The organism is Streptomyces sp. NPDC024687, assembly GCF_055559055.1.
In genome coordinates this window covers 74240-87603 of the sequence record NZ_JBVHLJ010000012.1, presented here as the reverse complement: position 1 = coordinate 87603, position 13364 = coordinate 74240, and the positions used below count along the sequence as shown (strand labels likewise).

General features: G+C 69.7%; 12 protein-coding genes. 8 read left to right on the top strand and 4 right to left on the bottom strand.

Annotated features, from left to right (window positions below; all coding sequences use genetic code 11):
* The first annotated feature begins 18 nt into the window (after nucleotides 1-18).
* From ACZ39I_RS35625 to ACZ39I_RS35615, 3 genes are read left to right on the top strand one after another with little or no spacing between them, the layout of a single operon-like run.
* A complete protein-coding gene (locus tag ACZ39I_RS35625; protein ID WP_467249039.1) occupies nucleotides 19-873 on the top strand; it encodes a helix-turn-helix domain-containing protein in 855 nt (284 codons plus the stop codon).
* A 12-nt stretch (nucleotides 874-885) separates the two neighbouring features.
* On the top strand, nucleotides 886-1092 hold the full coding sequence (locus ACZ39I_RS35620; protein WP_467249038.1) for a DUF397 domain-containing protein: 207 nt from the start codon (nucleotides 886-888) through the stop codon (nucleotides 1090-1092).
* Nucleotides 1089-1946 carry a maleylpyruvate isomerase family mycothiol-dependent enzyme gene (locus tag ACZ39I_RS35615; RefSeq protein ID WP_467249037.1) on the top strand — a complete coding sequence of 286 codons (858 nt, stop codon included), beginning with the start codon at nucleotides 1089-1091 and terminating at the stop codon, nucleotides 1944-1946. The genes ACZ39I_RS35620 and ACZ39I_RS35615 overlap by 4 nt, the downstream gene beginning before the upstream one ends.
* A gap of 62 nt (nucleotides 1947-2008) precedes the next feature.
* Here ACZ39I_RS35615 and ACZ39I_RS35610 read toward each other — a convergent pair whose 3' ends face one another.
* Both ACZ39I_RS35610 and ACZ39I_RS35605 read right to left on the bottom strand, forming a co-directional pair.
* The gene (locus tag ACZ39I_RS35610; protein ID WP_467249036.1) at nucleotides 2009-3223 is read right to left on the bottom strand and encodes an acyltransferase family protein; all 1215 of its coding nucleotides are present in this window, start codon (nucleotides 3221-3223) and stop codon (nucleotides 2009-2011) included.
* Nucleotides 3220-5421 (bottom strand): polysaccharide deacetylase family protein, encoded by a 2202-nt coding sequence (locus ACZ39I_RS35605; RefSeq protein ID WP_467249035.1) that lies wholly within the window; start codon nucleotides 5419-5421, stop codon nucleotides 3220-3222. Before ACZ39I_RS35605 ends, ACZ39I_RS35610 begins: the two co-directional genes overlap by 4 nt.
* Before the next feature lie 6 nt (nucleotides 5422-5427).
* Between ACZ39I_RS35605 and ACZ39I_RS35600 the strand changes: the two genes are divergently transcribed.
* Nucleotides 5428-5718 carry a hypothetical protein gene (locus ACZ39I_RS35600; RefSeq protein ID WP_467249034.1) on the top strand — a complete coding sequence of 97 codons (291 nt, stop codon included), beginning with the start codon at nucleotides 5428-5430 and terminating at the stop codon, nucleotides 5716-5718.
* Between the two features lie 148 nt (nucleotides 5719-5866).
* Here the strand turns inward: ACZ39I_RS35600 and ACZ39I_RS35595 are convergent, their stop codons facing one another.
* Complete coding sequence (locus tag ACZ39I_RS35595; protein WP_467249033.1) at nucleotides 5867-6754, bottom strand: hypothetical protein; 888 nt, start codon at nucleotides 6752-6754, stop codon at nucleotides 5867-5869.
* Between the two features lie 351 nt (nucleotides 6755-7105).
* Nucleotides 7106-8101: a LysR family transcriptional regulator gene (locus tag ACZ39I_RS35590; RefSeq protein ID WP_467249032.1), complete on the bottom strand. Its 996-nt coding sequence runs from the start codon at nucleotides 8099-8101 to the stop codon at nucleotides 7106-7108.
* 83 nt (nucleotides 8102-8184) lie between these two features.
* Here ACZ39I_RS35590 and ACZ39I_RS35585 point away from each other — a divergent pair, with 83 nt between their 5' ends.
* From ACZ39I_RS35585 to ACZ39I_RS35570, 4 genes are all read left to right on the top strand, one after another.
* A complete protein-coding gene (locus ACZ39I_RS35585; protein ID WP_467249031.1) occupies nucleotides 8185-9504 on the top strand; it encodes an MFS transporter in 1320 nt (439 codons plus the stop codon).
* A gap of 804 nt (nucleotides 9505-10308) precedes the next feature.
* Nucleotides 10309-11601, top strand: a complete 1293-nt coding sequence (locus ACZ39I_RS35580; RefSeq protein WP_467249030.1) for an ABC transporter substrate-binding protein — start codon at nucleotides 10309-10311, stop codon at nucleotides 11599-11601.
* Entirely contained in the window at nucleotides 11598-12542 is a 945-nt protein-coding gene (locus tag ACZ39I_RS35575) for a carbohydrate ABC transporter permease (RefSeq protein WP_467249029.1), read from the top strand. The genes ACZ39I_RS35580 and ACZ39I_RS35575 overlap by 4 nt, the downstream gene beginning before the upstream one ends.
* A complete protein-coding gene (locus ACZ39I_RS35570) occupies nucleotides 12539-13363 on the top strand; it encodes a carbohydrate ABC transporter permease (protein WP_467249028.1) in 825 nt (274 codons plus the stop codon). Before ACZ39I_RS35575 ends, ACZ39I_RS35570 begins: the two co-directional genes overlap by 4 nt.
* Nucleotide 13364 lies beyond the last annotated feature (1 nt).

Genomic DNA, 13364 nt, shown 5'->3' with positions numbered 1-13364 from the left:
AGCCCGGAAGGACGCGCTTTGCCACCCACCAGCAACCCCACCCTGCGCCAGCGCCGACTCGGGGCCGAACTGCGCAAACTCCGCGAGCAGGCCGGCTTCACCACGACCGGCGCCGCCTCGATGTTCGGCGTCAACCAAGGGCGCATCAGCATGATCGAGACCGGCCGCAGCGCCCTCAGCGCCGACCGCGTCCGAGCCATGGCGTCCGCCTACGCCTGTTCCGACGAAGCTTTGATCGACGCCCTGGCCGACATGACGGGGAGGCGGACCCTCGACTGGTGGGAGACGTATCGCGATCACCTACCGGCGGCGCTGGTCGACCTGGCCGAACTGGAGCACCACGCGACGGGGTTGCGGGTAGCCCTCGTGATTCACATCCCCGCTCTGCTGCAGACGACGGACCACGCCCGATCCCTCTTCCGGGCGGTCGTACCGCCCATGCGGCAGTACGAGATCGAACACCGCCTCACCCACCGCATGAAGCGCCAGGGCATCCTGCACCGGCAAAAGCCGCCCACGTATTCGGCGTTCATCCACGAGACAGCCCTGCGCATGGGCTTCGGCGGCCCCGCTGTCGTACGCGGCCAGCTCAAACATCTGTTGGACATGAGCGAACTGGCCCACGTCACCGTCCGCGTGATCCCCTTCGGCACGGAGTTCTTCCCGAGCACGGGCCAGTCCTTCGACTACGTCGAGGGTGCGGTCCCCCAACTCGCTACGGTCCAACTGGACACACACCACGGGGGCTGCGGCTTCCTCGACACGGAGGCATGGTTGAGCAAGTACCGTGCCGTGCTTGATCACATGGAAACCTGCGCACTCGGCACCGCCGAGTCACGGGACTTCATCCACCGTCTCATCAAGGACACGTGAAAGGGCCGTACTGTGCAGAATCCCCACTGGCAGAAGTCCAGCTACAGCGGTGACAGTTCGAACTGCGTCGAGATAGCCGCCACCCTCACCGCCATCCACGTCCGCGACTCAAAGGACGCAGAAGGCCCCCACCTCGCCTTCCCGGTCGCCGCTTGGACTCAGTTCCTTTCCCAGGCGACCCGCCCCACGTCGCCGGGACCTACCTACTGCTCCACATGACGCTTCCCTCGGCAAAGACGCCTGGATCTGGTTCCGCTTGGCTGGGTGAGCCGATCGACACTCGCCCGCTGTTCGGGCCAGAGCTGACCTCGCTCCTCGATGCGCTGCGCGATCTGCGGCCCGGTGAGTGGGGCAGGATCGCGGTCCCGGGCTGGACTGTGCGCGATCTTGCCGCCCACATCCTCGGTGACTACCACGGCCGTCTCGGTTGGAGTACAGGGAGCCACCACCGCGCCATGGCGGCCGGAGAGACGCTGGAAGCGTTCATCCACCGGATCAACCAGGAGTGGATCGACCTCCACGCCGATCACAGCCCCGCCGAGCTCATCGAGGCCCTGGAACTGGCCGGGCCCCGGGTCGCCAGCCGATTCGAGGGCACTGACCTCGACGCAACGGGCCTGGGAGTGTCCTGGGCAGGTGCAGACCCGGCACCGCAGTGGCTCGATGTCGCGCGGGAGTTCACCGAGTACTGGACCCACCGCCAACAGATCCGCCATGCCATCGGCCAGGACACCGACCCGGAGCCCAACGCTCTGTCCGCGGTCCTGGACACCTTCATGAGGGCCTTGCCCCACACACTGCGTCACACGCCCGCGCCCGCCGGGACACAAGTCCAGGTGGCCACCGACGAGCCGGCCGTCGGCACCTGGACCGCGACCGCAACCGAGGACCACTGGTCACTGGCCGAAGCCCCCACCGGCCGGCCCGCCGCATCAGTCAGGCTGGACCCGGAGACCGCCTGGCGACTCTGCACCCGCGGCATCGATCCTGTTACCGCCTTCGCCCGAGCCCGCATCAGCGGGGAGCGCCGGCTCGCCGAAGCCGTCTGCCGGATTGTGTCCATCGTCTATTGAGGAACCCTGTTGCGTCGGAGGCCATTGCCCCTACCTGGGGGTGAGATCGCCCCGCAGCCCCATCAGACCCCGTGCCCGGCAGGCGTCGTCTGCTTCGCGCGCCCCCGCTTCACCCCGTTCGGCCACAACCTCGGCCTCCGCTTCGCCGCCAGGTCCTCGATCCACCCGAACGCCAGGATCGCGAGCCCGATCAACGGCCACACCAGGAAGAACATCCACAGCATGTCCGTCGCGTCGAGCGCCGCGACCGCGCGGTCGCTCTGCATAAAGGGGAGGCGGTAGGCCAGGTCGATGATCGGGACCGTGGCCATGATCAGCATGTTGTGCCAGAGGTAGATCGTGACGGCACGGTTGTTGGAGAGGGTCACCAGCTTGTCCCAGCGGGCCAGGCGGCCGGGCAGCTCCTGCCAGGACGGTGAGTACTGGAGCAGGATCACCACGAAACCGAAGGACCAGGCCGCCTGGGCGAGGGGGATGTCGTTCAGGTCCCAGCCCTCGGGGCCCAGGTGGCCGGAGGCCCACCACAGGGCGAAGGCCATCACCATGACCGAGCCGGAGACGGCGAGGTAGCGCGGGACCTTCGCGAGTACGCCCTCGTGGTGTGCGAAACCGAGGATCCAGCAGCTGCCGTAGACCGCGAAGTCGGTGACGGCGTTGCCGAGTTCGCCGGGAATGGTCACCAGGCCCGTGCCCACCACGGCCGTCAGGGCCAGCGGTGCCAGGAGGGTCGCCCACGGCACCCTGCGGAACGCCCACAGCAGCAGCGGTGAGGCCAGCACGAACCACAGATAGGCGCGGAGGTACCACAGCGGGCCCACCGCCTGATCGGCCCACGTGCTCTCCAGCAGGTCGGAGGGGAAGCCGACCTCCCAGGGGTACGGCGGCGCCCCGATCGGGACGACGTAGTTGACCAGCTCCAGCAGGCCCCAGGTGCCGCTGTGGTCCGGGTCCTCGGAGAACCTCCAGCCGCCTGCGAACATCAGCGGCAGCACCACCGCGCTGAACGCCCAGAGGGGCGGCAGGAGTCGGCGGATCCGGCCCCTGATCACGCTCAGCGTCGGCCTGTTCAGCGAGCGGGCCATCAGCGAACCCGCCAGCGCGAACATCACGCCCATCGACGGGAACAGGACCGTCAGCCAGGCCCAGCCGAACAGGTGATAGAGGACCACGCGGACCAGCGCCAGGGAGCGCAGCAGGTCCAGATAGCGGTCCCGGCCGGGGGCCTTGGGCGGCGCGGCGACCGTCCCGTGTCGCCCCGCTGTGTACTCCTGCGTCATCCGACCGGCCTCCGCTCGTCACTGCCACTGCGCCGCTGCTGCCGGGGCACCGGTCCGCCCGGTGCCTCGACGACTCCCGTACGGCGCAGCTTCTGCCAGCGCAGGCGGCCTCCGGTGAGGGCCGTGATCCAGGACTGGAGCAGCACGACGTACATGAGCTGGCGGTAGAGGATCTGCTGCAACGGCAGCGAGATCAGGTGGGTCATGCGCTCCCGGTCGAGCCGGAACGCGTAGGCGGCGCACACCAGTTGGATCGCGAGGACGCCCAGCCAGGCCACGATCGTCTTCTCGGTCGGGCCGAACACGACGCCGTAGAGCAGGAATACGTCGATCAGCGGGGCCAGCAGGGGCGCCACCACCATGAACAGCGAGACCAGGGGCAGGCCGACACGACCGAAGCGGCCCGACGGGCCCCGTTCCACCAGTGCCTTCCGGTGCTTCCAGATCGCCTGCATGGTGCCGTACGACCACCGGTAGCGCTGGGACCAGAGCTGCTGGACCGTCTCCGGTGCCTCCGTCCAGGCGCGCGCTTTCTCGGCGTAGACCACGCGCCAGCCGTCCCGGTGCAAGGCCATGGTGATGTCGGTGTCCTCGGCGAGCGTGTCGTCGCTCATGCCGCCGACGCGTTCCAGGGCGGACCGGCGGAAGGCTCCCACCGCGCCCGGAATCGTCGGCATGCAGCGCAGGACGTCGTACATCCGGCGGTCGAGGTTGAAGCCCATCACGTACTCGATGTGCTGCCAGGCGCCGATCATCGAGTCGCGGTTGCCGACCTTCGCGTTGCCGGCGACGGCTCCCACGCGCGGGTCGCCGAAGGGCTGCACCAGCTCGCGGACCGTGGACGGTTCGAAGACGGTGTCGCCGTCCATCATCACGATGATGTCGTGACGGGCGTTCGCCAGACCGCGGTTGAGGGCGGCCGGCTTGCCCGCGTTGAGCTGGCGTACGACCCGGACGTTCGGCAGGCCCATCGCCTCGACGATCCGGGCGGTGCCGTCACTCGAACCGTCGTCGATGACGAGCACCTCGATGGGGTGCTCGCTCGCCATCAGTGAACGGACGGTGTTCTCGATGCACTTGGCCTCGTTGTAGGCCGGGACCAGCACCGACACCGGCTGGGTGACCGGCTCTCCCCAGCGGAAGTCCTTGCGGCGCACGCGGCGGGCGTGGATGCCGGAGAGCAGCAGCATGAGGAGGAAGCGGCCGATGACCAGGGAACCGATGATCGAGAGCCCGACGACGAGGGCGTCGGTGATGTGCTCGGAGGCCTGGACCAGGAAGATCCACGCCTTGCCCTTCCACAGTTCGGGTCCGGCGACGGCGGTGTGCGCGGTGGGCGCGTCGAGGGCCTCGGTGAGGTTGTCGAACTCGTAGCCCTTGTCCTTCATGTCGGGCAGGAAGCGGTCGAGGGCCTGGACCGTCTGGTGGCGGTCGCCGCCGGAGTCGTGCATCAGCACGATCGCGCCCTTGCCGTTCTTCGGCGTGGCGTTGCGGATGATCTGGCGTACGCCGGGCTTCTGCCAGTCCTCGCTGTCGGTGTTGTTGACGACGGTGATGTAGCCGCGGGTGCCGATGTACTCCGTGACCGGCCAGGACTTGTTGTCCATGGCGTCGGCGAAGGAGGAGTACGGCGGGCGGAACAGCGAGGTGCGGATACCGGCCGCGCCGGCGAGGGCGAGCTGGTTCTGGGAGAGCTCCCAGTCGATGCGCTTCTTCGACTGGAAGGACAGGTCGGGGTGGTTGAAGGTGTGCAGCCCGATCTCGTGGCCCTCGTCGACCATGCGCTCGACCAGGTCCGGGTAGCGGGAGGCCATGGTGCCGGTGACGAAGAAGACCGCGTGCGCGTGGTGCTTCTTCAGGACGTCCAGGACCTTGGGGGTCCAGGTCGGGTCGGGTCCGTCGTCGAAGGTGAGGACGAGCCGGCGGTCGGGCATCTTCAGGCTGGTGGCGCGGCCGCTGCGGGTGTCGATCACGGGGCCGCCGTCGAGGATCTTCTCGGGCACCTTGTCGGTGGAGGCCTCGGACCGGATGCGGTGGTCCGCGAGGATCTCGCTGTGGACGTAGCCGCGCAGCATCAGCATCGCCATGAGCGCGACGAGGACGAGCACGGGCAGCAGCAGGCGCATGGGCAGGCGACGGCGCCTGGAGCCGGCGGGGGCTCCAGGCGCGGCCCCCGGGCGGCGGGTGCGGGATGCCATCAGAGGGTGTACTCCGGGGACGGGGAGGGGAGCGGGGCGTCGGAGGGCACGGGAGCGGGAGCGGAGGTGCCGCTGCCGGTGCCCCAGGTCTCCGACGCGATGGGAAGGGCGGCGGAGGTCTCCGGGGCGACAGGCGAGGTACCGGAGGTCGCCGACGCGACAGGCGAGGTACCGGAGGTCGCCAACGCGACAGGCGAGGTACCGGAGGTCGCCAACGCCACGGGCGAGGAAGCGCGGGCCTCCGACGTGACCGACGAGCAGGCGCACGCTCCCCACGCCACGGACGAGGTGCCGTAGACCTCGGACGCGGCGAACGAACAGGCGCACGCCCCCGACGCCACGGACGAAGAAGCGCAGGCCTCCGACGCGCTGTGGGGAGAGGCGGTCGGGCCGGTGGAGGCTGAGGCTCCGGGCGCGAGCCCCCGGCGGCGGGTACGGGATGCCATCAGAGGATGTGCTCCGGGGACGGGGAGGAGACCGGGGCGTCGGCAGGCACGGCGGGAGCCGAGGTGCCGGGTGCCGAGGTCGGGGACGTCTCCGAGGCGATGGGTGAGGGGGCGGCCGGGCCGTCGGCGACCGTGCCGGGGCCGGCGCTGTCGCCGCCCGTGGTCTGGGTCGGGGCGACCGAGGGCTCGGGGCTGGTGGTGACGGGCGGGGTGACCGACGCGCTGGGCGGCGCGGTGACCGACGGCGTCGGCTGCGTCGACGGATCGGCGCTGACCGACGGGTTGCCGCCCGGCTGGGTGGCGGTGGCCGACGGATCGGCGGACGTCCCCGGCCTGCCCGGGCTCACGGTGGCACCGGGCGCGGTCCCGCTGACTCCGGGAACCGGCGTGGCTCCGCCGCTGACCGTCGGGGTGGTCCCCGGGATCACCCCCGCGGCGGCGGAGGGCTCGGCGGACTCGGCCGGCATCGGGCTGGTGTCGACCTTGCCGGCCGGGGCGTCGTCCTTCGGGCCGGTCATGGGGAGCCAGGGCGCGTTGGAGTTGCCGGACAGCAGGGTGGCGACGATGACGACGGCGTAGACCGCGCAGGCCAGGCCGACGGCGATGCCGATCCGGCGAAAGCGTCGGCTGCGCCGGCCCGACTCGTCGACGAAGACCGGGCCGTCGGAGCCCTCGGATCCGCCGTCGCCTCCGGAGCGGCCCTCGATACGGCCGTCGTCGTCCCCGCTGACCGCGTCGAGCTGGACGGTCACCTCGTGCGGGTCGTGGGTGCCGTCGGCACCGCTGCCGGACTCGCCCCAGGGGTCGCGTACGACGGCTCTGCGGCCGGGCGGCTCGGGGAGGTCCCGGCCGCGGTCCGCTCTCGGGGCCCCCGGGAAGTCACCCATCCTCTTCCCGGCGAAGTCACCCTTCCCGGCCTCAACTCGGGCTCCGGTCGCCCCGGTTCCTCCGGCGTCCTCGGTTTCCCTGATTTCTCCGGTTTCCGGAAAAGCCTGGGTGGCTCCCCCGGTCGTCACGGTGCCCTGGGTGCCTGATGCAACCTCGGGCCATTCCGGTTGGGCGTCTTCTCGCCACTTTTTCACGCGCACGCACATCCCCCACGGGCTGATCTGGGCGCGCTGTCGACCTTGAGCACACGTCGGCCGAACCGGGCCCCCACCCGGTCCGAGCGCCCCCTTTACCACACCGTGCTCAGGCCACGAATGTAGCGCACACGGGGGAGGGGTGTTCACCATGTGTCATTTGTGGATGTTCATCTGGGCCTCATCGGTGGCTGGAACCCATCCATCGGAGGGCCGACGAAGCCAGTCAAGTTCGACGGAAAGTTCGATTGCGGCGCGTCGGAGGGCATCGAACGCGGGGTGGTCCAGACCTCTGCGCCACACCAGCGACACGGGCGACAGCGGGACCGGGTCGACCAGCGGACGCAGCACGGTGCCAGGCATGGCCGGAAAATCCAGGACCGCGAGAACCGGGTTCCGGGTCTTCGCCATGATCCGCCGGAACTCCTCGTCGCCGACCGCGAGCGGGGCCGGCGGAGCGAGCTGGATGCCTCGCCCTTCGAACAACCGACGAGCGAGATCGGTCCATTCCGGAGTGCGCGGATTTCCGGCTCCCGCGTAGACCGTCTCGCCCTCCAGGGCGGCGAGCGGCACCCGCTCCAGAGAGGCCAGCCGATGGTCCTCGGGCAGGACGACGGCCATGCGCTCGTACCGCACGGGCTGGTGGTCCAGGCCCACCCGCAGCGCCGGGTCCAGACCGGCGAACCGGCCGAAGGACGCGTCGAGACGCCCGGCCAGCAGTTCCCCCGCCGCGCCCGTCAGGCCGCTCTCGTAGCGGGCCATCAGCTCCTGGTCGGGGGCGAGTTCCCGGGCCCGCAGCAGCACGGCGCGGGCGGTGGCCTGGTCGGGGTAGTTCAGGTCCACGAGCAGGGGGCGGGCCTGCGCGAAGGCGGCGAGCAGCGCGTCCTGGGCGTCCAGGGCCCGGCGGGCGTACGGCACCAGCCGCTCGCCGTCGGCGGTCAGGGTCACCTGGCGGGTGGTGCGCACGAACAGCTCCGCGCCCAACTCACGCTCCAAGCGCCGTACATCACGGCTGAGCGCCTGCTGGGCGACGTAGAGCCGGGCCGCCGCGCGCGTGAAGTGGAGCTCGTCGGCGACGGCGAGGAAGGCGCGCAGGAGACGGGGGTCGAGGTGGTGGGAGCGGGGGCCGGGTCTCGGGCTGGGCACGGACATCGGGCGAACTTACAACACAGGTGCGTGAATCGGTACGGAGAAGGTGTTGGACCCCTTGATCGTCTCCAAGCGACGGTGGGTGCATGCCGCAACCGAACCGACCGATGTTCACCACGACCGCGGACGCGCTCGTCATCGTGGACTTCAGCGCGCGAGGAGCGCGAGACCCACGTGCCCGGCGCGCTACTTGCTCGCGGGGCCCCGGCCCCTACCGCCGCCTCCTCGCCACCCCCGGAGCCCGCGCCTTCACCGTCGGGAACCTTCTCGCCCGGCTTCCCATGGGCATGTTCAGCGTCAGCGCGGTCGTGATGATCGCGGGGACGCGTGGGTCGTACGCCCTCGCCGGTGCCGTCACCGCGACAGGTCTCGCGGCCACCGCGGTGGTCGGCCCGTGGACCGCGCGGCTCGTCGACCGACACGGACAGGCCAGGATCGCTGTACCGGCCACGGCACTCGCCGCACTGGGTTCGCTGGCGCTGCTGCTGTGCGTGCGCCTCGGCGCCCCGGCGTGGACGCTCTTCGTGTCGTACGCCGCCACCGCCACGACGCCCAACCTCGGCGGGATGTCCCGCGCCCGCTGGGCCCACCTCCTGCGCGGCGACGAGAGATCGCTGCATGTCGCGAACTCCTTCGAGCAGGTCGTGGACGAGGCGTGCTTCATGGCGGGCCCGGTCCTCGCGGCCCTCCTGTGCACGAGGCTCTTCCCTGAGGCGGGCACGCTGACCGGGGTGGCGCTGCTGGTGACGGGCGTGCTGGTGTTCACGGCACAGCGGTCGACGGAACCGCCGGTGCGCGGGGGCGGCCTCGCGAAGGCGCCGTTCCGCGCCCGCGGCATCCCGTCCCTGCTCGCCGTCTGCCTCGCCATGGGTGCCGTGTTCGGCTCGATGGAGGTGGTCACCATCGCCTTCGCCGACACGCAGGGACACCGCTCGGCGGCCGGGTTCGTGCTCGCGCTCCAGGCGGCGGGTTCGTGTGCGGCGGGGCTCGTGTACGGGGCGAAGCGGCGGGCCGGGTCCGCGGAGGACCGCTATGTGTGGTGCATAGCCGCCATGACGGCCCTGCTGACGCTCCCGCTGCTGGCCGCCTCGCTCACCGGCTCCCTGCTCGCGCTGGCGGCCGCGCTGCTCGTCGCCGGGATGGCGACCGCCCCGACGATGGTCACCGGGATGACCCTGATCCAGCAACGCACCCCGCCCGGCCGCCTCAACGAGGGCATGACCCTCGCCGTGACCGGCCTGCTCGGCGGCATCGCCTGCGGAACCGCGGCCGGCGGCTGGACAGCGGAACACCTGTCACCGACGGCGGCCTACGGCATCCCGGTCACGGCAGCCGCAGCAGCCCTGACGACCGCCCTCACCCGAACAAGACGCTTCAACGAACGGCTCCGGCGAGCAGGCCAGTGACGGCGGAGCAGGCGCTACGGGATCCCGGTCACGGCAGCCGCGCCGGGACAAGACGCCGGCATGAGCGAACGCCGGCGAGCAGACCGGTGACGGCGGGACCGCGCCCTACGGCATCCCGGTCATTGCAACCTCAGCCACCCTGACGACCAACCACGCCCGGACAAGGCGCTTCCTCGAACGACTCCGGCGAGCAGGCCAGTGACGGTGGGGCCGCGACCTACGGCACCCCCCACCGTCGCCGTCCCGCTCCCTAGCACCGCCCGCAGAAGCCGGGCCGACGGCTGGGCAGCGGAACGCATGTCGCCGGCGGCGCGCTACGGCACCCCCGTCACGGCAGCCACAGCGGCCCCGGCGACCGCCCCACCCAGACAAGACGCTTCCGCGAACGACGCCGACCCGCAGGCCCGTCCCGGTGGGCTGCGCCCGGCACCCCCGCCACAGCCCAAGCAGCCCGATGACCACCCTCACCCAGACAAGAGGCTCCGCGAGCGACGCCGGCGAGCAGACCCGTCCCAGTGGCCGCCACGCCCTACGGCACCCCCGCCACAACAGCCCGACAACCACCCTCACCCCAAACAAGTCCCACCAGGGCCGCCCCCACCCACCGCTCCGACGATCACCCCTCCCCCAACCCCATCGTCGAATCGCTTCACCCGATCCTGCACAACCCATTGACGACCTTCGAAGCCCCCACATACGTTCCTTCGTCGAAGCGCTTCGACAGGGGTCGTCGAATCGAGTCGAATCGACGACCCCTGCCCGGTGCGCGGCCCGAAGCACCATCCGACTCCCCGGAGGTACGGGATGTTGACGGCACGAAGGCGTGTGGTGGGAGCGGCGGTGATCCTGAGCGGATCGCTGCTGCTGACAGCCTGCGGGGGCTCGGACAGCGGGCCCTCCGACGGGAAGACACTGCGGCTGTGGCACTACGAGGGTCCGACCAGCGCGATGGGCATCGCCTGGAAGGAGGCGATCAAGGAGTTCGAGGCCACGCACCCCGGCGTGAAGGTGAAGTTCGAGGAGAAGAGCTTCGACCAGATCCAGAAGACCGCCCCGATGGTCCTCAACTCCTCGGACGCGCCCGATCTCATGGAGTACAACAAGGGCAACGCGACCGCGGGCCTGCTCTCCAAGCAGGGCCTGCTCACCGACCTCACGGAAGAGGCGGCCAAGCGCGGCTGGGACAAGAAGCTCAGCCCGAGCGTCCGCACCACCAGCCTCTACGACACCAACGGCGTGATGGGCTCCGGCAAGTGGTACGGCGTCCCCAACTACGCCGAGTACACGCTGGTCTACTACAACAAGGACCTCTTCAAGAAGTACGGCATCGCCGAGCCGAAGACGTTCGCCGAACTGACCGCCGCGATGGACAAGTTCGTGGACGAGGGAGTCACCCCGCTGGCCAACGGCGGCGCCGCCTACCCCGCCCAGCAGTACCTGTACCAACTGGCGCTGTCGAAGGCCGACCGCTCGTGGGTCGACGCCTACCAGCTCTACAAGGGCAAGACCGACTTCCATGACGCCGCCTGGACCTACGGTGCCGAGACCTTCGCCGAGTGGGTCAAGAAGGGCTACTTCAGCAAGAGTTCCAGCGGCCAGAACGATGAGGCCGCCGGTGTCTCCTTCACCTCCGGCAAGGCACCGATCCTGTTCTCCGGCAGCTGGTGGTACGGCCGCTTCAAGACGGACAACAAGTTCGACTGGGGCACCTTCCGCTGGCCCGACTCGAAGCTCACCCTCGGCTCCGGCGGCAACCTCTGGGTCGTACCGAAGGGTTCGAAGAACAAGGACCTCGCCTACGACTTCATCGACATCACCATGTCGAAGAAGATCCAGAACCTGCTCGGCAACTCCGGCGGCGTGCCCGTCGCGGCCGACGCCTCCGCCATCACCGACCCCCAGTCCAAGACCCTGATCGACGACTTCAACACCCTCTCCAGGAACGACGGCCTGGCGTTCTACCCCGACTGGCCGGTCCCCGGCTTCTACGACGTCCTCGTCTCCGGAACCCAGAAGCTGATCACGGGCAGCGAGAAGCCCGACGACTACCTCGGCGATCTCCAGGACGCCTACGACAAGGGCGCGCCGAAGCAATGACGGCGACCGTCGAGCGGACTGCGCGGACGGCCGGCAAGGGCGCCGCCGTACGGCCCCCGCGCCGGCCCCGCGACTCCTACGCGCTCTTCCTCCTGCCCGGTGCCCTCGCCTTCCTTGCGGTCATCGTCCTGCCGTTCGTGATGAACACGTACGTGAGCTTCACGGACTGGCAGGGCGTGGGCTCCCCCGAGTGGTCGGGACTGGCCAACTACCGGGAGCTGCTGGACGATTCCGAGTTCTGGGCGTCCTTCCGGCACAGCCTGTTCATGGTCGTGGCGATGGCGGCGATCCCGACGGCCCTCGGACTGGTCCTCGCCGCGGCCTTGTTCGACTACGTCGGCAAGCACTTCGGGTCCAGAACAGCCGCCGTTCTCCGGGCCTGCTTCTACCTTCCCCAGGTGCTGCCGATCGCGGTCGCCGGCATCGTCTGGAGCTGGATCCTCGCCCCCGACAACGGCTCCCTGAACGCCCTCCTCAAGGCGATCGGCCTCGGCTCCTGGCAGCAGGACTGGCTCGGCGACCCGGACCTCGCCCTCTACAGCGTCATGGGCGTCATGGTCTGGGTCCAACTGGGCTTCCCGCTGGTCATCTTCATGGCCGGCCTGCAACGCGTCGACCCGCAGCTGCACGAGGCGGCCGAGCTGGACGGCGCCGGCTGGTGGCGCCGCTTCCGGCACATCACGCTGCCGCAGATCCGGCCGGAGATCTACGTCGTCCTCACCTGGTGCTCGATCGCCGCGCTCAAGATGTTCGGCGCGGTGTACGTGCTCACGAAGGGCGGACCCGGCGGCGCCACCGACGTGCCCTCCTACTTCTCCTTCACCACGTTCTTCGAGAAGACGCAGGTCGGCTACGGCGCCGCGATCTCCACCGTGCTCACCGTCATCATCCTCGCGCTCTCCCTGATCGGTCTCAGGCTCCAGGAGAGGACCGACGCATGACCACCGCCCTGCGCCGCTACCCGGTGCTGATCGCCCTGGGCATCGCGGCCCTGTTCATGATCGTGCCGTTCCTCATCGTCACGGTGAACGCCTTCAAGTCCCCCACGGAGTACGCCCAGAACGGCCCCCTCAGCCTCCCCGACGGCCTCTACACCCAGGGCATCAAGGACTTCTGGGAGCGCGTCGACTTCGGGCAGAAGCTGGCCAACTCGGTGCTGATCAGCGGCTCGGTGGCCCTGCTGGCCGTGATCCTCTCGGTCCTGAACGCCTACGCGATCGGCATCGGCCGTATCAAGGGCCGCACCTGGGTCCTCGCCTTCTTCGTCCTGGCGAACATGCTTCCGCAGGAGGCGCTGGTCTACCCGGTCTACTACCTGAGCAAGGAAGCCGGCCTCTACGACACCCGGTTGAGCGTGATCATCGTGTTCACGGTGATCCAGGCGGCCTTCGGCACGTATCTGCTCTCCGCGGTCCTCGGCCAGTTCCCGCGCGAGATCCTGGAGGCGGCCCGGATCGACGGCGCGAACAAGTGGCAGGTCCTGTGGCGGATCGTCGTCCCCGTCAGCCGCCCCACCCTCGGTGTGCTGCTGGTCTTCTTCTTCATCTGGACCTGGAACGAGTTCCTGCTCCCCCTGGTCATGCTGATCTCCAACGACAACCAGACGGTGTCGGTGGCCCTCGGCGTCCTCCAGGGCCAGCGCCTGATGGACGCCACGATGACCAACGCGGCCGCCCTGCTCGGGGTGCTCCCCGCGATCGTGTTCTTCCTCGTCTTCCAGCGAACCCTCACCCGCGGTATCGCCGTGGGTGCCGTGAAGTAAG